Here is an 18,797-nt window from a genome sequence, read left to right on the forward strand (position 1 = left end):
TTGACGAGTCAACTATTCCGCCGGCGGGCTGCCCCGGTGTGGCGTCGGTCACCTCCAGGGACGGCTCCCGGTCGGTCCGGGCCTCGCTCAGCCGCCCGCGACCGACGGCAACACCTGCACCTCTGCGTCGTCGCCCACCGGCGTGGCGAGACCACCGGAGTGTCGGCAGTCTTCCCCGTCGACGAAGACGTTGACGTAGCGGCGCAGCTCACCCCGCTCGTCACGGATCCGCCGGGACAGCCTCGGATGGTGGGCGGCCAACTCGTCGAGGACCGCCCGGAGCGTCCCGGCGGCGGCGACGCTCAGCCGACTGGCACCGCCGGCCTCACCCCGCAGCGGGCCGGGCAGCAGCACGGTGACCACGTCACACCGTCGCAGCGCGGACGCAGAGCACATCCGGAAGATGGGTGGCCAGCGTCGACCAGGAGTCGCCCTCGTCGCGGCTGGCGAAGACCGAGCCGGACCGGGTGCCGAAGTAGACCCCACCCGGGGTGGAGTCGTCGGCGCACATCGCGTCACGCAGCACCGCCGGGTAGAACGGCCCCTCCGGCAGCCCCACCGACAGCGGCTCCCACTTGCCGCCCGCGTCGGCGGAACGGAACACCCGGCACCGGTGGTCGGTGGGGAACCGCTCGCTGTCGGCCACCAACGGGAAGGTCCACACCATGCCGCCGCGCCCGGGGTGGGCCACCATCGGGAAGCCGAAGTCGCTGGGCAGCCCGTCGGCGATCGAGGACCACGTGCGGCCGTCGTCGTCGGAGCGGTAGACGCCGTGGTGGTTCTGCGCGTACAACCGCTCGGGGTTGCCCGCGTCCCGGGCGACCTTGTGCACGCACTGGCCGAACTCCGGCCACTCGTCGGGCATGAAGTACGCGCGGATGCCGGTGTTACCCGGGGCCCAACTGGCCCCCGCGTCCTCCGAGCGGTAGACCCCGCCGGTGGACATGGCTACCAACAGCCGGGCCGGGTCACGAGGGTGCGGCAGCACGGTGTGCACTGCCTGACCACCGAAGCCGGCCTCCCACTCCGGGCGGTGCGGGTGGTCCCAGAGGGACCGGACCAGCTCGAAGCTTCGACCACCATCGGTGGACTTGAACAGGGCGGACGGCTCGGTGCCGGCCCAGACCACGTCCGGCTCGTCAGGGCCCGCCGGCATCAGCTGCCAAACCCGACCGAGGGAGACGCCCGTGTCACTCGGGAACGCGACCGGCGCCTGGTCGGGCTCGTCCCACGAAGCGCCGAGGTCGTCGCTGGTGACCACGCTGGGCCCGAAGTGTGAGCTGGTCACCCCGGCGAGCACCCGGGGGGTGGAGCGACGGGTGTCGACAGCGACCGCGTAGACACCCGTCATCGGAAAGTGCGGGCCGGTGATCTCCCAACTGCGCCGGTCGTCGCCACTGGTGGCGAGGAACAACCCCTTGGCCGTGCCGATCGCGAGCAGTGTTGTCATCACGTCCTCCGAACCGTCGGTGAGCAGGTCCGGTGATTATCGCCACACCCCCCGACAGAATCCGCCGCTCACGCGCCGCGCGGCCCGCTCAACGCCGGGCGCGGGGCACGTGTCGGCGGTACGCACTGACCGTCGGGTCGCCGTCGAGCCAGAACCGCCAGGGCAGGTCGTGAGCGCCGGTGACACCGACCCGGGGACCCGCGACCACCGCCTCCGGTGGTACCGGATCGGCCGGCGGCCGCAGGCGAACCGGGCTGTTGCCGAGCAGGTAGGCCCCGTACGCCGCGCGGTCGATGCCGAGAGCGGAGCAGAGTCGGGCGGGTCCGCGGGCCAGGTCCACGTCCCGCCGGACGGCTGGCCGGCGCTCCCGTGCCGTAACCAGCCCGTCGACCACCTCGCCGGCGCGCAGCAGCACGGCGGCGGCTTCCCCCTCGACCCCGGTGACCACGTTCATGCACCAGTGCATTCCGTAGGTGAAGTAGACGTAGGCGTGCCCGGCCGGGCCGAACATCACGGCGTTGCGGGGCGTGCGGCCCCGGTGTGCGTGCGAGGCGGGGTCGCCCCCACTGCCCGCGTACGCCTCGACCTCGGTGATCCGGACGGTGACCCCGCCCGCGTGCAGCCGGCAGCCCAGCAGGCCGCGCGCCGCCGGCAGCAGTGGGCCGGCGAGCAGGTCCGCCAGCGCCGCCAGGTCGACGTCGGTGCCGTGGTCACCGGGCAACAGGTCCATGGCCCGAACGGTACCCAGCCGTCCGCCTGCCACCCCGCCGCCAGGTCCGGCCGGGTCGCCGTGCGTCACCCGCTCACCGAGCACCGGTTCGAGGTGGCGCTCTGCCGCGGGGCGCGACACCCGCCCGCTTCAACAAAGCGTTGACAACGGCATGTTCATGGTGTGTGCTCGGGACATGACGACCGACGATCCGTTCACCCCACCCCACCCGGCCCACGCCCGCGCCCACCGCACCCACGAGGCACTCCAGCGGATCAGCCAACGGCACGCCGGCACCGACAGCCGGCGCGGACGCTGGGCCCACCCGTACGTGCTGGACCCCTGGGAGGCGGTGGCCCTGATCACCGCGCTCGCCGCGGGCGGGGCCGAGCGCGAGCCGACCGAGGAGCCGGTCGACGCCGGTGACCTCACCGCCGCGCTGACCCTGCTGCCGCACGTCCGCGCCGAACTGGACGCCCTGGAGGCCGGGCTGATGACGCTGGCCCGCGACCGAGGGCTGACCTGGCAGGCCATCGCGTACGGGCTGGGCCTGGGCAGCGCACAGGCGGCCCGGCAGCGCTACGAGCGGGTCGCCGCCCGCTCGGCCGAGCCGACCGCCGCACGGACCGAGCCGCCCCACTGACGGACGCTCGGCGTGACCACCAGGGGCCGCTCACCGCTTGTCTGTCCCGGGCACACGCCGCGCTCGTCCGGGCGGCTCCCCGAGAGCGCGCTCCGGAACGTCGAGATCGCGCTCGAACATGGACGTAGTGGCCTCGTGAGCGGCCAAGGCCACTGGATCCTGGTTACAGCACGATCTTGCAGGCCGAGGCGGGGCGAGCTGAGCCGAGGCGGCGGTCGTGGCGACGTGGCGGCGGCACGTCGCGTGCCGACCGGCGGCCGGGCGGGCAGACTGGGCCAACGACGAGGAGGTCACCCATGGAGCGCGCGGACATGCTGGCGTACTGCCTGGCCAAGCCGGGAGCGTGGCTGGACCGGCCGTGGGAGGGCGACGAGGTGGTGAAGGTCGGCAGCCGGATCTTCGCGTTCCTCGGCGACGGCGCGGGTGAGCCGACGGTCGGCGTCAAGTGCGGACCGACCCGCGAGGTCGCCGACGAATGGCTGCACCGGCACCCGGACGACGCCCGGGTGATGGCCTACATCGGCCGGTCCGGGTGGAACACGCTGCGCCTCACCGGCGGGATCGACGCCGACGAGTTGACCGAGGCGGTCGACTCCTCGTACGACATGGTGGTCGCCAAGCTCCCGAAGCGGGAACGCCCGACGGCCTGAACCGACCGCGGCGCCGGCGGAACCCGCCGACGTCGCGGCGAGGTCAGCGCGGTACGACCGACTCGGTGGCCCACTCCCGCCAGCCGGCCAGCCGGTCGGCGGCGGAGGCGAGCTGGTCGGCGACCGGGCCGGGGCCGGTCGAGCCCGGGGTGGTGCGGGCCGCCAGGGCCGAACGGACCGAGAGCACGTCGCGCACCGACGGGTCGAGGTGACCACTGATCGCGGCCAGGTCCTCGTCCGAGACGTCCTCCAGCTCGCACTCGCGGGCCGCGCAGAGCGCCACCAACCGGCCGGTGATCTCGTGCGCGTCGCGGAACGGCACGTTGCGCCGGACCAGCCAGTCGGCGACCTCGGTGGCCAGGGAGAACCCGACCGGCGCGGCGGCGACGAGGCGGTCCACCCGCACCGACATCGTGGAGATCATTCCCGCCAGGGCGGGCAGCAGCAGCTCCAGGGTGTCGACCGCGTCGAAGGCCGGCTCCTTGTCCTCCTGCATGTCCCGGTCGTAGGTCATCGGCAGACCCTTGAGCATGGTCAGGACGGTCACCAGCCCACCGACCAGCCGCCCGGACTTGCCGCGCGCCAGCTCCGCGATGTCCGCGTTCTTCTTCTGCGGCATGATCGACGAACCGGTGGCGAACGAGTCGTCCAGCTCCACCCAGCCGAACTCGTGCGACGTCCAGAGCACCACCTCCTCGCCGAGGCGGGACAGGTGCACCCCGATCATGGCGGTGGTGAAGAGGAACTCGGCGACGAAGTCCCGGTCGGCGACCGCGTCCATCGAGTTCGCGAACGACGTACGGAAGCCCAGCTCCTTGGCCACGGCCACCGGGTCCAGGGGCAGCCCGGAACCGGCGAGCGCGCCCGCGCCGAGCGGGCTCACGGCCGCCCGGTGGTCCCAGTCGCGCAGCCGCTCCAGGTCCCGCAGCAACGGCTGCACGTGGGCCAGCAACCAGTGCCCGAAGGTGACCGGCTGGGCGTGCTGGAGGTGGGTCATGCCGGGCGCGGCGGTGTCGATGTGCCGTTCGGCCTGCTCGACCAACGCCTCGGCCAGCTCGACCAGGCGGCTGGCCACCCCCCGGGCGTGGTCCCGCAGGTACAGCCGCAGGTCGGTGGCGACCTGGTCGTTGCGGGACCGGCCGGCGCGCAGCTTGCCGCCGAGGCTGCCGAGGCGCTCCAGCAGACCGCGCTCCAACGCGGTGTGCACGTCCTCGTCGTCGATGGTGGGGCGGAAAGCCCCGGAGGCGCAGGCGGCCTCCAGGTCGTCCAACGCGGCCAGGATCCGACCCAGTTCCTCCGGGTCGAGCAGGCCGGCGCCGGCGAGGACCCGGGCGTGCGCCCGGGAACCGGCGATGTCGTACGGGGCCAGGCGCCAGTCGAACTGCACGCTCACCGACAGTCGGGCGAGCGCCTCGGCGGGACCACCGGCGAACCGGCCACCCCACAGGCTCGTCCGGTTGGTGGCTGCGCTGTTCTCGGTCAGGCTCTTGTCGTCCACGTCGCCCATCATTTCTCGGCTTGCCTTTCGGTCGCGACGGCGGGGCACACTCGCGGCGCTCGCTCGCTCATGACGCGGTGGTCCCCTCGGCGGTGTCGTCGCGTCGGGCCCAGCCGGCGAGCTTCTCACCGAGCGCCGCCCCGCCGACGGCCTCGCGGGCCACCACGAGGATGGTGTCGTCGCCGGCGATGGTGCCGACGATCTCCGGCAGGCCCGCCCGGTCCAACGCGCTGGCCAGGTACTGGGCTGCGCCCGGCGGGGTACGCAGCACCGCGATGTTGCCGCTGGAGTCGACGCCGTTGAGCAGCTCGTGCAGCAGCCGCATCAGGCGGGCCGGCGCGGCCTCGGCGTCGCGCAGCGGACGTTTGCCATCCTCGGGGATCAGGTAGACGGCCGGACCGTCGCCGCCGCGCACCTTGACCGCGCCCAACTCTTCGAGGTCCCGCGAGAGGGTGGCCTGGGTGACACCGACACCGTCGGCGGCGAGCAGGTCGGCCAGCTCGGTCTGGGAACGGATGGCCTTGTCGCGGATCAGCTCCACGATGCGGGCGTGTCGGGCCGCACGGGTCAACGGGGCGGTCATCGGGACTCCCCGTCCAGCAGGAACGTCAGCAGCGCCTTCTGCGCGTGCAGCCGGTTCTCCGCCTGGTCGAAGACCGCGCTCTGCGGGCCGTCGAGCACCTCGTCGGTGATCTCCTCACCGCGGTGCGCGGGCAGGCAGTGCAGCACGATCGCGTCCGGCGCCGCCTGGCTGAGCAGCTCCTTGTTGACCTGGTACGGCAGGAACGGCGTGATCCGGTCCAGCCCGTCGGACTCCTGCCCCATCGAGGTCCAGGTGTCGGTGGCGAGCACGTCGGCGTCGCGGACGGCCTGGGCCGGGTCGGTCAGCACCCGCACCGACCCGCCGGTCTCGGCGGCGATCCGGGCCGCCTGATCCACCACGGCCGGATCGGGCGCGAACCCGGCCGGCCCGGCGACCCGGACGTGCATGCCGGCCGTCGCCCCGGCCAGCAGGTACGACTGCGCCATGTTGTTCGCGCTGTCCCCCACGTACGCCAGGGTGCGCCCGGCCGTGCCGCCACACTTCTCCCGGATGGTCAGCAGGTCGGCCAGCAGCTGGCACGGGTGGAAGCCGTCGGTGAGCGCGTTGACCACCGGCACGCCGGCCCCCGCCGCCACCTCGGCGATCCGGTCGTCGCCGTGGGTGCGCAGCACGATGGCCGCGACGTAGCGGGACAGCACCCGCCCCGCGTCGGCCAGGGTCTCGCCCCGGCCGAAGTGGGTGACCTGCGTGTCCACGACGAGGGGGTGCCCGCCCAACTCGGCGATCCCGGCGTCGAACGAGATCCGGGTCCGCAGGCTCTGCTTGTCGAAGAGCACCGCCACCGAGCGGGGGCCGACCAACGGCCGGTGACCGAACCGGTCCGCCTTCATCCGCTCGGCGAGGTCGAGGACTGCTGACTGCTCGGCAGGTGAGAGGTCGTCGTCGCGCAGGAAGTGCCGGGTCATCGAGTCGTCCCTGTGGTGGTGGTCAGCGTGCTGGGTTCGGGTGCCGCGCCGGCGGCGGCCGGGGCCGTCGCGTCCAGCGCGGCGGGCAGCGCGGCGAGGAAGGCGTCGGCCTGGGCGGCGGTGAGGATCAGGGGCGGGACCAGCCGGAGCACACCCGGCTGCACCGGGTTCACCAGGAAACCGGCCTCCCGCAGGGCGTCGGCGAGCACCGACGCCACCGGGGCGGTGAGCACCACGCCGAGCAGCAGCCCCGCGCCGCGTACACCGGCGATCAGGGGGTGGCCCAGCGCCTCGATGCCTCGGCGCAGCCGCTCACCGACCCGCTTGACGTTGTCGAGCAGCCCTTCGTTGGCGATGGTCGCCACCACGGCGAGCGCCGCCGCGCAGCTGACCGGGTTGCCGCCGAACGTGGTGCCGTGCGAGCCGGGGGTGAGCAGGTCGGCCGCCGGGCCGAAGGCCAGCGTTGCACCGATGGGCAACCCACCGCCCAGACCCTTCGCCAGGGTGACGACGTCCGGCTCCACACCCTCGGCCTGGTGCGCGAACCAGTGCCCGGTCCGACCGATGCCGGTCTGCACCTCGTCGAGGACCAGCAACGCGCCGTGCCGAGCGGTGATCCGCCGGGCCGCCGCGAGATAACCGGCCGGCGGGACAACCACACCGTTCTCACCCTGGATCGGCTCGACGATCAGCATCGCGGTGGCGTCGGAGACCGCTTCCTCCAGAGCAGCCACGTCGCCGTAGTCGACGTGGGTCACCTCACCGGGCAGCGGCCGGAACGGATCGGCCTTGGCCGGCTGACCGGTCAACGCGAGCGCACCCATGGTGCGGCCGTGGAAGCCACCCCTGGTGGCGACCACATGCGTGCGGCCGGTGCGCCGGGAGAGCTTGAACGCCGCCTCGTTGGCCTCCGCGCCCGAGTTGGCGAAGAAGACCCGGCCGGGCCGGCCGGCGAGCGCCAACAACAACTCGGCCAGGGCCACCGGCGGCTCGGCGACGTAGAGGTTGGAGACATGCCCGAGGGTCGCGACCTGCTTCGACACCGCCGCCACCACGGCCGGGTGAGCGTGCCCGAGGGCGTTCACCGCGATGCCGCCGACCAGGTCCAGGTATTCCCGGCCGGTGTCGTCGACCACGACGGCACCGGCGCCGGAGACCAGCGCCAGCGGCGGCGTGCCGTAGTTGTCCATCATGGACTGCTTCCAGCGCTGCCCCAACGTGCTCACGGCGCGACCATCCCGTCTCCCGGCACCACCATCGTTCCGAACCCTTCCGAGGTGAACACCTCCAGCAACGTGGAGTGCGCCACCCGACCGTCCACGACGTGCGCGGCGGGCACTCCCCCACGCACCGCCCGCAGGCAGGCCTCCATCTTCGGCACCATCCCCGACTCCAGGCTGGGCAGCAGCTTGGCCAGGTCGTCCGCGCTGATCTCGGAGACCAGGCTGCTGGTGTCCGGCCACTCGGCGTACAGGCCGGCGACGTCGGTGAGCACGACCAGCTTGCGAGCCTGCAACGCGATCGCCAGCGCGGCGGCGGCGGTGTCCGCGTTGAGGTTGTGCAGCACCCCGTCGACGTCCGGCGCCACCGTGGAGATCACCGGGATCCGACCGGCCTCGATCAGGTCGGTCACCGCGGACACGTCGACCGACTCGACGTCCCCGACCTGACCGACGTCGACCGGCAACCCGTCCACGTACGCCGGGCGACGCACCGCGGTGAACAGCCGGGCATCCTCACCGGACAGACCGACGGCGTACGGGCCGTGCGAGTTGATCAGACCGACGAGCTCCCGGCCCACCTGCCCGACCAACACCATCCGGACCACGTCCATCGCCTCGGCGGTCGTCACCCGCAGGCCACCCCGGAACTCACTGGCAATGCCGAGCCGACCCAGCATGGCGGAGATCTGCGGACCCCCGCCGTGCACCACCACCGGCTTCAGGCCGGCGTAGCGCAGAAAGACCATGTCCGCCGCGAACGCCCGCTGCAACTCGGCATCGGTCATCGCGTTGCCGCCGTACTTGACCACGACAGTGGAACCGGAGAAACGCGCCAACCAGGGCAACGCCTCGATCAGCGTCTCCGCCTTGGCCTGGGCGCGAGCCAGGTCGCTGCTGAGACTCATGTCGAGTACGCCGAATTCTCGTGCACGTACGCGTGGGACAGGTCGTTGGTCCAGATCGTCGCCGCCGACGTACCCGCGTGCAGGTCGATGCGGATGGTCACGCCCCGCCCGGTCAGGTCGACCTTCGAGCGGTCCTCGGCACCGGCGCCACGGCGGCACACCCACACCCCGTTGACCGCCACGTCCACCTCGTCCGGGTCGAACGCGGCAGCGGTCGTGCCGACGGCGGCGAGGATCCGGCCCCAGTTGGGGTCGTTGCCGAACAGCGCGGTCTTGACCAGGTTGTTGCGTGCCACCGTACGGCCCACCTCGACGGCGTCGTCCTCGTCGGCGGCGTTCATCACCTCGATGGCGACCTCCTTGGTCGCGCCCTCGGCGTCGGACACCAACTGCTGGGCCAGGTCGTGACAGGCCGCGGTGACCGCGGCGGTCAGCTCCGCAGCCGTCGGCTCGATGCCGCTCGCGCCGCTGGCCAACAGCAATACCGTGTCGTTGGTGGACATGCAGCCGTCGGAGTCGACCCGGTCGAAGGTGACCCGGGTCGCCGCGCGCAGCGCCTCGTCCAACACCGCCGGCCCGGCCACCGCGTCGGTGGTGAGCACGCACAGCATGGTCGCCATCCCCGGAGCGAGCATCCCGGAGCCCTTGGCCATGCCGCCGACCGTCCAACCGCTGCCCCGGGCCACAGTCGTCTTCGGCCGGGTGTCAGTGGTCATGATGGCCTCGGCGGCGGCCGCCCCACCGTCGCGGGACAAGCTCTTGATCGCCGACCGGACACCGGGCAGCAGCTTCGGCATCGGCAGCCGCTCACCGATCAGGCCCGTCGAGCAGACCGCGACCTCACCGGCGCCGAGGATCAGCCGCGGGCTCACCGAGGTCAGCGCGGCGGCGGTGTGCTCGGCGGTGGCGTGGGTGTCCTGGAAACCGCCCGGGCCGGTGCAGGCGTTGGCGCCGCCGGAGTTGAGCACCACCGCGCGGACCACACCACCCTGCACGACCTGCTGGCTCCAGAGCACCGGCGCGGCCTTGACCCGGTTGGTGGTGAAGACACCGGCGACACCGGCGTCCGGGCCGTCGTTGACCACCAGCGCGACGTCCGCGCCGCCGCTGGACTTGAGTCCGGCGGCCACGCCGGCCGCCCGGAACCCCCGGGGGATGGTGACACTCACGGCGCCTGCCTTTCGTTCGCGACTGCGGGGCTCCGCTGCGCTGCACTCCTCGCGCTCACGGTGCTGGGCCTTTCGTTCGCGACTGCGGGGCTCCGCTGCGCTGCACTCCTCGCGCTCACGGGGTGACCCCCCAGATGGACAGGCCCGTCGTCTCCGGCAGGCCGAGCATCAGGTTGGCGTTCTGCACGGCCTGACCCGCGGCGCCCTTGCCCAGGTTGTCGAGCGCGCTGAGCACGATCAGCCGACCCGAGTCGACGTCGACCGTGGCCTGCAGGTGACAGGAGTTGGAGCCCAGCGTGGCGGCCGTGTGCGGCCACCGCCCCTCCGGCAGCACGTGCACGAACGGCGCGTCCGCGTACGCCCGCGTCAGCACCTCCTGCGGGTCGACGCCGCGCGCCGGCACCGCCGTGACGGTGGCCAGGATGCCGCGCGGCATCGGCGCCAGGACCGGGGTGAACGACAGGCCGGTCGCGCCGGTGGCCTGCTTGATCTCCGGTACGTGCTGGTGGGTGCCGACCCGGTAGGGCGACAGGTCGCCCATGACCTCGCTGGCCAACAGGTGCGCCTTGGCCGCGCGGCCGGCCCCGGAGGTGCCGGAGGCGGCGACCACCACCACGTCGGCCGGGTCGGCAGCGCCGTCGGCGATCAGCGGCGCGAGCGCCAGGGTGATCGCGGCGGCGTAGCAGCCGGTGTTGGCCACCCGGGTGGAGCCGGCGATCAGCTCCCGCTGACCGGGCAGCTCGGGCAGGCCGTAGGTCCACTGCCCGGCGTGGGTGCCGCCGTAGTACTGCGCCCAGGCGTACGGGTCGGCCAGCCGGTGGTCGGCACCGAGGTCGACGACGCGCACCTCCGCCGGCAACTGCGCGGCGAGGGCCGCCGACTCACCGTGCGGCAGGGCCAGGAAGACCAGGTCGGCGTCGGCCAGCGTGGCGGGGTCGGTCGCGCCGAGCACCAGGTCGAGACCGGTGAGCTGGGGGTGCACAGCGTCGACGCGGTGCCCGGCCTGGCTGTGTGCGGTGGCGGCGACCAGGTCGAACTCCGGGTGCCCGGCGATCAGACGCAGCAGCTCACCCCCGGCGTAGCCGCTCGCACCGGCAACCGCGACTCGGATCCCCATACTCACCTCCGCATGACTATGCAGAGAAGATTAACAAGGACGACTCACGAGTGCAAGTTCATGCAGCCTACTGCATGCTAATGAATAGATCGACTGCATGGCGGGCTGCCTGGCCATCCGGGCCGACGTCGCGGACGGTGTGCCGGAACGGCGACGCCCGTAGCTGGCCCGATCAAGGCGGGTGCCGCGCCGCCGGGCTTGAAGTCGATGTACGACCGGGTGCGGGACCTGAGCACACAGGCCAGCGGGCCGGTGCCCGTCGCCGCCCGGACCGTTGCGGTGATCGCGGCGCCCGCCCTGAACCGGGCGTCGACGCCTCGCTCGCCCAGACCTCGGATGTGAGCGAGAAAGCCGGAGGTGCTGCCGGCGCCGTCAGTATGGATCAGCAGCGGTGTCCCGTGCCGGTGGGCGTCAGGGATCTGCGTCAGTACCCCCGCCGATATTTCGAGGTGGGCAACCGGCCGCGGGTCTCACAGGTATGCGCCCACAGGACGTCCCGCGCTGCCGCACGGGCCTGCCGCAACCGGACCAACGCTGCCGCATCGAGGCTGTCCAGCACCCGCCAACCGGTCGCGTCGCAGGCGACCTGCCCAAACAATTCGGGCTGATGGCGTGGCACGCTCACGGCGATCGCTTCGCCACCGTCGGCGAGCATCACCGCCAGATCCACGGCGACCCGGCCCGGCTCAAGGACCGGGCGTCGCTGCCCCAACCCCGTGAGCGCATCACCGAAACCGCTGGCCGACCCGGTCACCTCAGCGATGTCGGCCAGCAGGCGGGCGCCGGCGTGACCGACCACGCCCCGACCGCCACCAGAGACCGCGAGCCTCGGACGCATGCCGGTACGCTGCACCTTGAAAGTGCCTTCCGCGATGGATGGGTGAGACCCTCGATGCCGGCGACCGCATGAACGACGGGCTCGACGTCGATCCCGCAATCGCGCGCCCGCTCGCACAACTCCCGGTCTTCCACGAGGTCGTCGCGTGAGTCCTCAGACTGGTCGCGGGCAGAGAGTGGACCAGCCGTCGACGAAGCTCGGCGGCAGCCAAGGGGAAACTCACCGCTGACACCGACCCCTTGCTGCCGGAGCTAGCTCACATCCGAGCGGACGAAGCGCCGGAACCCGACGGTCAGCGGGAGCAGAATCCATACCAGGAGAACGCTGACAGCCTGACCGATCTCGGTAGGGCCGGCAATGGCCGCGCTGCTGATCTGCTCGAAACCGGTGATCAGGGAGAACCACTTTCCAGCGTCTCCTAGGACAAGGCCGATGACAGTGTCGGACACCAGGGTCAGCACGAGAAACGCGGTGAGGGCCACCGACGTGAGCCGGACGACAGTGGCCACCCCGACCGCCATCAAGGTATAGACAGTTGTCAGAATCATGTTCTGAAGAAGCCCACCGTCCACGCCGAAGGCATCGGCGTAAGACACCAATCGGGCGGGATGCGCGACGTGCGTGGCAATCACGGCGAAGGCGAAGGCGATCAGGGGCAACGCGAGGGACAGCAGGACGCCCAGGCCCAGCTTCCCGGCGAACACCCGCGCCCGGCGAGGTGAGAGCGTGAAGGTCAGCAACGCCGAACGGGTCGACCATTCGGAGGTGAATGCCGTCAGCGCAATGATCGGAACGAAGAGCACGAGCGGTGCCACCGCCATGGCAAATGAGTCGCGCACCAGGACGACACGTGAATCCGCGGGTGCCGCAGCCGCGATCACCGCGCCGGCGGCGACCAGGACGACGGCCACCAGGAGCAGGCCGCGGCCGCTACGGGTGGTGACGATCTTCCTGCACTCGACGGCGACGTGATCCGTCAGGCCCATGTCATACGCCTTTCTCGGAGCCGACCGCCGAAATCCTCGAAATCGATTCGAAGTACATTTGCTCGATCCTGTCGGTGGACGCGACTGTCAGCTTGGTTACCACGATTCCGTGATCAAGAGCTAGCTGGCCGATGCGTTCGGCGAGAGTACGCGCGAAGACGTCACCGCCCTGTCGGTGATGTTCGATGCCTTCCTTATCCAGGGCATCGCGCAGAGCTGCGGCATCGGTGGCGGACACCAGGACACCTGGCTCACTGCCGATCAGTTCCGCCAGGGTGCCCCGCGCCGCGACCCGCCCCTGATCGACGATGACGAGGTTGTCGGCGATCGACTCGACCTCCTTGAGCAGGTGACTCGAGAGCAGCACGGTGTGCCCCTGTTCGGCGTGCTGCTGCAGCAGTCTCCGGATCCAGGCCATACCGCTGGGGTCGAGGCCGTTGACCGGTTCGTCGAGAATCAAGTACCGCGGCTCGCCGAGCAGCGCTAAACCGATGCTCAGGCGTTGACGCATCCCGAGGGAGCAGTTACGGACAAGCTTTCCGTACTCGGGGGCGAGCCCGACCTGCGCGAGCACCTCGTCCGCCCGGGCCGTCGGGACTCCGATAATGCTCGCGGCCAGCCGGATCGTCCCGCGCAAGGTCCGCCCGGGGTGCAGGCCGCTCGCATCCAAAGAGACACCCACGGTCCGGCCCGGGTTCGGCAGTTCTCGGTAGGGGACCCCGTCTATCGTGGCCAGGCCGCGCGTGGGGGAAACCAGACCCAACAGCATCTTGAGAACTGTGGACTTGCCCGCACCGTTCGGGCCGAGGAGCCCGGTGATGGTTCCGGGGACGCAGTCGAAGCTCACGTCCGTCACCGCAGCCCGCCCGCCGAAGTCCTTGCAGATGTCGGTGACCGAGATCAACGGCTGGCCTCGCTGGCGGTGCGGAACTCCGGGGGTACCCGGTGATCGGCGATGATTGCGGCGATCACGACCACCACTTGGACGGCGAGCAGCACAAAGATCACTCGTACGGAGCCCACCTGAAGGTGCGTCTCGCGCGTCATCGTCAAGACGAAGTCGACGGCGATGATAGCGATTGCGACCACCAGGCAACCGATGGCCAGCCGGGTCGGCAACGACCGGACCTTGCCCTTGGGGAACTTCTCGGCGTAGGTCGAGGCCGGCCCGAACTGCTGCTCCGGCTCCTGACCCGATTCCCGGGAAAGCTCTCGCACGTCACGCAGGATCTCGACGATTGTGGACTCGGGGACTCTCCGAAGTCGAAGGTAGAACGCAAGGCTGCCGTAGTAGCTCACTTTTTCTCCATCTCGGAAGTCGGGAAGGACAGTGCCGACGCGACGGTCGTGTTGAGCCGCCGCCACTCACTCACCAGGCGTTCGAGCTCCTGCCTCCCCCTGTCGGTCAACCAGAACACTTTGCGTGCCGGACCCGGCGAGTCGATCTCCCATCGGTGGTCAACTAGGCCCAACTCCTGCTGCCGGGCCAGGAAGGGGTAGAGCGTGCCGCCCTTGACGGAACCGAATCCAAGCGAACCGAGGATCCGGAGGATCACGTACCCGTGTGCCTCGCCCCTGGCGAGCACGCTCAGCGACACCAACGGCAGGACTGCCCGCAGCCAGCCCGATGACCATTCAGCCTCGTCCATGGCTTTAGCCTAGCAACTATCTAAGTAGAGTCGCAACCTAGATAGCTTCCTTTACTCTCTCGGCGGCACCCGCCGCCTGCTCATCGCTCCCTGTGACCGGGCCGGCGGCCATGTCGCGGAGGAGTTCCTCGGCCATTGGGATACCGGCGAGCCGCCGGCTCGACAGCGCCAGACCTGCACCTACCCAGCCCAGCACAACAACCAAGGCGAGGATCGGCAGAGAACCTGCGGTAGCGAGGCCACCAAACGGCGGCGTAAGGAGGAGGAGAAACACGATCGAATGCAGCAGGTAGAGCGTGAGGCTGCGCTGCCCGAGTGTGGCGAGGATGCGGACCCCGGACGAGGCACGCAGCCCGGTCCATTTCTCGGCGATCGCCCACCAGCAGGCCAGGGCCCCCAGCAGACCACCGATCTGCGCCGCCACCAGGTGCCATGGATGGGCGGCCACGGCCCGGATGTCTCCCCAGTGTTCCGCCAAAACGGCCGCGTATGGCAGGCAGAGCGTAAAGGATCCGACGAGCAGCACGACGACCAGCGGGAAGGATCTGCTCGTCGGACGATCGCCCGCAGATCTGTCGCGCAGGACGACCGCGGCCGAACGGTAGCCGACTAGCATCGGGAACAGGAGCCCGCTGCTCAAAAAGGGCGTGGACAAGACGTACAGCAGCCACTCGGTCCAGCGCGCCCCCAAGGCCACCGAGGCGGAGTCGGCCAACACCGACGCGGTAGCCTCGTCGCCCGCTGTCAGCAGCAGCGTGAACGGCAGGACTAACGTCTGAAGCAGGAACAGGACGCCACTGGCCCAGGTCGCCAAGCGCAGCCGGCGTGGCTTTCGGGTCGCCCACACCAGGACGTACAGCAGGATCCCGTAGACGGCAAGAATGTCGCCGGAGAATACGAGCATCCCGTGTAGCGCCCCGAGCAGGATGAGGGAGAGGTTGCGCCGCACGACTGCCGCTCGCCGCTGAGGTGAGTCGGCACGGCGCAGCAGTACGTACATTCCGAACCCGAGGAGCAATGCGTACAGGGGCAGCCCTCGGTATTCGATCAGGACAGCCAGTGCTGGAACGTACGGCCCGAGTCTCGAAGTCAGCCGCGTGAGCGGGAAGAGCATCGGCGTCCGTGGGTGCCGTTCGGCCCGAGCGGGCCGAACGGCACCCACGCCGAGCAGACCGGCACAGGGGCTGCCGACCAGTCCGGCCCGCGGCAGCAGACCGTCGTCGCGGGGGTCACCGGGGCTCGGCCGTCGGCGCTGAGCAAAGCAGACGGGCCCGAGCCGGACTGGGCGTTCGACGTGACCGAGGCGTACGGCACAGCGCCGCTTCCCACGGATGTCGGCCGGGGCGGCGTCGGCGCTTGGACCGCCGGCGGCCCAACGGCCGGCGCAGACGGTCGCGGTGAACAGGCCGGAAACGGCGACGAGCTGCCCTTCCTGCCGTTGACCGAGCCGCTGGCCGAGCTGCTCCGCAAGCGTCTGTCAGGGTCTCTGACGGAGATCCGGTGCGACCGCCTACCGAGCCCAGATCGCCTCGCCGACCTGCTGCTGCCCGGGCTGCTGCCACGGCTCAACGCAATGGTTCAGCGCACCTGCCTGCTGGAGTTGGCTGCCTGTCGGGAGGCGGGCCTGCTCGCCGGGCAGACTCCGCAGGAGCGGTTCGCGGATTTCCGTAAGCGGCTGTCCGACCCTGTCGAACGGCACCGGCTGATGGTCCGCTACCCCGTCCTAGCCCGCCAATTGGCCGTGACCGGACGGGCCTGGATCGGCCACGCGATCGAGTTGGTGACCCGCCTCGCCCAAGACCTGGCGGACCTGGTGCGGACCTTCTCCCCGGATCGTGACCCCGGCACGGTCGTCGATATCCTCACTGGTCTCGGCGACCCACATCGTGGCGCACGATCCGTGGCGATGGTGTGCTTCTCCGGTGGCTTGCGCATCGTCTACAAGCCAAGGCCGATGGCGGTCGACGGACACTTTCAAGATCTTGTGGCCTGGGTCAACGAACGCAGCCCCGGTCCACGCCTACGGATCCTGCGCTGCCTGGACCGGGGCACCTACGGCTGGATGGAGCACGTCGACTGCTCACTGCCCTGCGACGAACAGGCCGAGCGGCGCTACCACCGGCGGCAGGGTGGCCTGCTGGCCATCCTCTACCTGCTGCACGCCGGCGACTTCCACTCCGAGAACCTGATCGCGGCCGGGGACCAGCCAGTACTGGTGGACCTGGAATCTCTCTTCCAACCCGAGTTGCCGTCGCTGCGGCCCGTCGGAGAGTCGAACGTGGAGCGGCTGGCGGCGGGGCTTCTCTCCGGGTCGGTGATGCACGCCGGGTTGTTACCGATGCGCCCTTCGCCGTGGGGCACCGGCGAAGCCGGCATGGCGGAGGTCGGCACGCCCCGGCCGCACAGGGCGGAAGTGCGGCTGCCATCCCTGGCCGGAGCGGGCACCGACCAGATGCGGTTCGAGTTGACGTTTCGCGCCGAGGCGGTGCCCGAGGCCGGCCCGGCGGAGCGCCCCGTGGGCAAGGTCGCGCCGCAGGACCAGGTCGATCAGATCGTGCAGGGCTTCACCGAGGTCTACCGAACCATCGAGGGGCACCGAGACGAGCTCGGCGCGGTAGACGGGCCGCTGGAGGCCTTCGCCGCCGATGAGGTGCGAGTGCTGGCCCGCGACACGATGACCTACGCCGTGCTCCTCGGCGCGTCGTTCCATCCCAGCCTGCTGTTGGACGGCTTGGATCGCGACAAGCACTTCGATCGGCTGCTGCGCGAGGCGGATCACCGACCGGGCCTGCGGGCGATCGTCGAGGCGGAGCGCAGGGACCTCTGGCAGGGCGACATCCCCATCTTCAGCACCGGTGTGGCTCAGAGCCCGGTACGTGACAGCAGTGGGCAGCCGTTGCCGGATGTACCGGCGGTCGCGGGACTGGGGATTGCTCGTACCGTACTCGCCGGGCTTGGCCCCGCGGACCTCGCCCGCCAGACCTGGCTGATCCGCGCATGCATCGCGGTCAACGGAATAAGGCGGGACCAGCCCTACCTCTTCCACCGGCATCCCACCCAGCCTGCGGAGTTGCCCGCCCCGGACCACCGGATCGCCGATGCCGTGGCGGGGATCGCCGACCAACTGGCACAACTCGCGGTGCAAGACGATGACGACGCCGCTTGGATCGGGGCGCAGTTCGGGTTCCGCCGTTTCTGCTCCGTGGAGGTGCTCGGGCCAGGCCTGCACGACGGGTTGCTGGGGATCGCCCTGTTCCTCGCCTGGCATGCCGAGATTGCGGGGGACCGGTGCGCCCATCGGCTGGCCCGCAGCGCGGTCCGGACCGCCGTGCGTCAGATCCGCCGGGGTCTGCTTGGCCGGGTGGCTGGGCTCAGCGGGCTAGGTGGCGCGGTCTACGGCCTGAGCCAGCTTGGGGCTCTGTGGGAAGACGACACGCTGTTCCGCGAGGCCGACAGGCTCATCGAGGAGCTACCCACGCTGCTCGCCGCCGACCGGGAGTTCGAGGTGATGGAGGGTACGGCCGGCGCCTTGTTCGGCCTGGTCGCGCGTCATCATGTCAGGCCGTCCGGAAGGTCGCGCGAGTTGGTCAGGACGGCGGCCGACCGATTGGTGTCGACCCAGCGGGCCTACGGCCCCGGCGCGAGCTGGCTGCCGGCGGAGGTGGTGGCCAACGGTCTCGCCGACCGACCATTGGCGGGTTTCGGCCACGGTACGGCCGGGATCGCCGCAGCCCTGCTGGCCGGCGCGGATCTGCTTAGCGACGAGAGCTACGCGGTGGCTGCCGCCCGCGGTTTCGAATACGAGAGGGACCTTTTCGATCCCCGGAACGGGTACTGGACGGATATCCGTGACCACTCGCGGGCGGGAGAGGTCAGGATGAGGTTCGACGACGGCTCAGTCCGGTCGAACCGGTCGGTCGCGTGGTGCCACGGCTCACCGGGGATCGGGATGGCACGACTCGCGGCGATGTCCCGCCCCGGCCCGGCTGGGTGCCGGCCGGAGTTGTCCGAAGAGCTGTCCTCGGCGGTCGACGACACCTTGCAAAGCGGCTTCGGCAACGGACACTCACTGTGCCACGGCGATCTGGGCAGCCTCGACTTCCTGCAACTGGTCGGCGACCAGACCGGTGATCCGGCGCTGCTGCACAGAGTCCGTCGACAGGCGGCCGCGATGTTGGACTCGGTCGCCACAACTGGTTGGCACTGTGGGCTGCATCGCGACGTCGGAATACCCGGCCTGCTCACCGGCCTGGCCGGGATAGGCTACGGGCTGCTACGGCTGCTCGCCCCGCGCCGGGTGCCGTCGCTCTTGGCCCAACAGTCCCTGATGAGCCGGTGACGCGGATGCGTGGCTGGCGGAGGTCGTGCGCTGGCCATGCCGTAGAACCCCGGCGAGCACTCGTTGGTGCGCCGCCAGGGACTTGAACCCCGAACCCGCGGATTAAGAGACC

The 18,797-nt window shown here is 70.8% G+C and carries 18 protein-coding genes and 1 pseudogene; 3 read left to right on the forward strand and 16 right to left on the reverse strand.

What is annotated here, in order from left to right; all coding sequences use genetic code 11:
* Positions 1–87: 87 nt before the first annotated feature.
* The 3 genes from GA0070612_RS25815 to GA0070612_RS25825 all read right to left on the reverse strand — a co-directional run bounded on the left by GA0070612_RS25815 (position 88) and on the right by GA0070612_RS25825 (position 2,180).
* Positions 88–363 carry a ubiquitin-like small modifier protein 1 gene (locus GA0070612_RS25815; protein WP_088990268.1) on the reverse strand — a complete coding sequence of 92 codons (276 nt, stop codon included), beginning with the start codon at positions 361–363 and terminating at the stop codon, positions 88–90.
* Between the two features lies 1 nt (position 364).
* Positions 365–1,450 carry a WD40/YVTN/BNR-like repeat-containing protein gene (locus tag GA0070612_RS25820; protein WP_088990269.1) on the reverse strand — a complete coding sequence of 362 codons (1,086 nt, stop codon included), beginning with the start codon at positions 1,448–1,450 and terminating at the stop codon, positions 365–367.
* Between the two features lie 88 nt (positions 1,451–1,538).
* Entirely contained in the window at positions 1,539–2,180 is a 642-nt protein-coding gene (locus GA0070612_RS25825) for a DNA-3-methyladenine glycosylase (RefSeq protein ID WP_088991769.1), read from the reverse strand.
* A gap of 175 nt (positions 2,181–2,355) precedes the next feature.
* Here GA0070612_RS25825 and GA0070612_RS25830 point away from each other — a divergent pair, with 175 nt between their 5' ends.
* Positions 2,356–2,802 carry a DNA-binding protein gene (locus GA0070612_RS25830; protein ID WP_088991770.1) on the forward strand — a complete coding sequence of 149 codons (447 nt, stop codon included), beginning with the start codon at positions 2,356–2,358 and terminating at the stop codon, positions 2,800–2,802.
* Positions 2,803–3,098: 296 nt separating this feature from the next.
* Complete coding sequence (locus tag GA0070612_RS25835) at positions 3,099–3,452, forward strand: MmcQ/YjbR family DNA-binding protein (RefSeq protein ID WP_088990270.1); 354 nt, start codon at positions 3,099–3,101, stop codon at positions 3,450–3,452.
* Between the two features lie 43 nt (positions 3,453–3,495).
* On the opposite strand, the gene argH is transcribed toward GA0070612_RS25835, so the two are convergent.
* The 13 genes and pseudogenes from argH to GA0070612_RS25900 form a co-directional block, all read right to left on the reverse strand.
* Positions 3,496–4,959 (reverse strand): argininosuccinate lyase, encoded by a 1,464-nt coding sequence (gene argH, locus GA0070612_RS25840; RefSeq protein WP_088990271.1) that lies wholly within the window; start codon positions 4,957–4,959, stop codon positions 3,496–3,498.
* 58 nt (positions 4,960–5,017) lie between these two features.
* Positions 5,018–5,533, reverse strand: coding sequence for an arginine repressor (locus GA0070612_RS25845; protein ID WP_088990272.1), 516 nt, complete (start codon positions 5,531–5,533; stop codon positions 5,018–5,020).
* Positions 5,530–6,459, reverse strand: coding sequence for an ornithine carbamoyltransferase (gene argF / locus GA0070612_RS25850; RefSeq protein ID WP_088990273.1), 930 nt, complete (start codon positions 6,457–6,459; stop codon positions 5,530–5,532). Before argF ends, GA0070612_RS25845 begins: the two co-directional genes overlap by 4 nt.
* Positions 6,456–7,685: an acetylornithine transaminase gene (locus GA0070612_RS25855; protein WP_088990274.1), complete on the reverse strand. Its 1,230-nt coding sequence runs from the start codon at positions 7,683–7,685 to the stop codon at positions 6,456–6,458. Before GA0070612_RS25855 ends, argF begins: the two co-directional genes overlap by 4 nt.
* Complete coding sequence (argB, locus tag GA0070612_RS25860; protein WP_088990275.1) at positions 7,682–8,587, reverse strand: acetylglutamate kinase; 906 nt, start codon at positions 8,585–8,587, stop codon at positions 7,682–7,684. The genes GA0070612_RS25855 and argB overlap by 4 nt, the downstream gene beginning before the upstream one ends.
* A complete protein-coding gene (gene argJ, locus GA0070612_RS25865) occupies positions 8,584–9,756 on the reverse strand; it encodes a bifunctional glutamate N-acetyltransferase/amino-acid acetyltransferase ArgJ (protein ID WP_088990276.1) in 1,173 nt (390 codons plus the stop codon). The genes argB and argJ overlap by 4 nt, the downstream gene beginning before the upstream one ends.
* Positions 9,757–9,871: 115 nt before the next feature.
* Positions 9,872–10,873, reverse strand: coding sequence for an N-acetyl-gamma-glutamyl-phosphate reductase (gene argC / locus GA0070612_RS25870; protein WP_088990277.1), 1,002 nt, complete (start codon positions 10,871–10,873; stop codon positions 9,872–9,874).
* Between the two features lie 245 nt (positions 10,874–11,118).
* Positions 11,119–11,747, reverse strand: a pseudogene (locus GA0070612_RS25875) (IS1380 family transposase); the annotation flags it as partial.
* Positions 11,748–11,962: 215 nt separating this feature from the next.
* On the reverse strand, positions 11,963–12,697 hold the full coding sequence (locus GA0070612_RS25880) for a hypothetical protein (RefSeq protein ID WP_088990279.1): 735 nt from the start codon (positions 12,695–12,697) through the stop codon (positions 11,963–11,965).
* 1 nt (position 12,698) lies between these two features.
* Complete coding sequence (locus GA0070612_RS25885; protein ID WP_088990280.1) at positions 12,699–13,601, reverse strand: ABC transporter ATP-binding protein; 903 nt, start codon at positions 13,599–13,601, stop codon at positions 12,699–12,701.
* Complete coding sequence (locus tag GA0070612_RS25890) at positions 13,598–13,996, reverse strand: hypothetical protein (RefSeq protein WP_088990281.1); 399 nt, start codon at positions 13,994–13,996, stop codon at positions 13,598–13,600. The genes GA0070612_RS25885 and GA0070612_RS25890 overlap by 4 nt, the downstream gene beginning before the upstream one ends.
* Positions 13,993–14,346 (reverse strand): PadR family transcriptional regulator, encoded by a 354-nt coding sequence (locus tag GA0070612_RS25895; RefSeq protein WP_088990282.1) that lies wholly within the window; start codon positions 14,344–14,346, stop codon positions 13,993–13,995. Before GA0070612_RS25895 ends, GA0070612_RS25890 begins: the two co-directional genes overlap by 4 nt.
* Before the next feature lie 37 nt (positions 14,347–14,383).
* The gene (locus tag GA0070612_RS25900) at positions 14,384–15,460 is read right to left on the reverse strand and encodes a DUF418 domain-containing protein (RefSeq protein ID WP_088990283.1); all 1,077 of its coding nucleotides are present in this window, start codon (positions 15,458–15,460) and stop codon (positions 14,384–14,386) included.
* Positions 15,461–15,472: 12 nt separating this feature from the next.
* Between GA0070612_RS25900 and GA0070612_RS25905 the strand changes: the two genes are divergently transcribed.
* A complete protein-coding gene (locus GA0070612_RS25905) occupies positions 15,473–18,685 on the forward strand; it encodes a type 2 lanthipeptide synthetase LanM family protein (protein ID WP_088990284.1) in 3,213 nt (1,070 codons plus the stop codon).
* The last annotated feature ends 112 nt before the right edge of the window (positions 18,686–18,797 follow it).

Source organism: Micromonospora chokoriensis, from assembly GCF_900091505.1.
GTDB classification, from domain to species: Bacteria; Actinomycetota; Actinomycetes; order Mycobacteriales; family Micromonosporaceae; genus Micromonospora; species Micromonospora chokoriensis.

What these genes read in the sequence shown, in the direction of transcription:
- argC (WP_088990277.1), bottom strand. Translation starts at nt 10,873, where the DNA reads ATGGGGATCCGAGTCGCGGTTGCCGGTGCGAGCGGCTACGCCGGGGGT.
- argF (WP_088990273.1), bottom strand. Translation starts at nt 6,459, where the DNA reads ATGACCCGGCACTTCCTGCGCGACGACGACCTCTCACCTGCCGAGCAG.
- GA0070612_RS25880 (WP_088990279.1), bottom strand. Translation starts at nt 12,697, where the DNA reads ATGGGCCTGACGGATCACGTCGCCGTCGAGTGCAGGAAGATCGTCACC.
- GA0070612_RS25820 (WP_088990269.1), bottom strand. Translation starts at nt 1,450, where the DNA reads ATGACAACACTGCTCGCGATCGGCACGGCCAAGGGGTTGTTCCTCGCC.
- GA0070612_RS25830 (WP_088991770.1), top strand. Translation starts at nt 2,356, where the DNA reads ATGACGACCGACGATCCGTTCACCCCACCCCACCCGGCCCACGCCCGC.
- argB (WP_088990275.1), bottom strand. Translation starts at nt 8,587, where the DNA reads ATGAGTCTCAGCAGCGACCTGGCTCGCGCCCAGGCCAAGGCGGAGACG.
- GA0070612_RS25895 (WP_088990282.1), bottom strand. Translation starts at nt 14,346, where the DNA reads ATGGACGAGGCTGAATGGTCATCGGGCTGGCTGCGGGCAGTCCTGCCG.
- argH (WP_088990271.1), bottom strand. Translation starts at nt 4,959, where the DNA reads ATGGGCGACGTGGACGACAAGAGCCTGACCGAGAACAGCGCAGCCACC.
- GA0070612_RS25835 (WP_088990270.1), top strand. Translation starts at nt 3,099, where the DNA reads ATGGAGCGCGCGGACATGCTGGCGTACTGCCTGGCCAAGCCGGGAGCG.
- GA0070612_RS25825 (WP_088991769.1), bottom strand. Translation starts at nt 2,180, where the DNA reads ATGGACCTGTTGCCCGGTGACCACGGCACCGACGTCGACCTGGCGGCG.
- GA0070612_RS25845 (WP_088990272.1), bottom strand. Translation starts at nt 5,533, where the DNA reads ATGACCGCCCCGTTGACCCGTGCGGCCCGACACGCCCGCATCGTGGAG.
- GA0070612_RS25900 (WP_088990283.1), bottom strand. Translation starts at nt 15,460, where the DNA reads ATGCTCTTCCCGCTCACGCGGCTGACTTCGAGACTCGGGCCGTACGTT.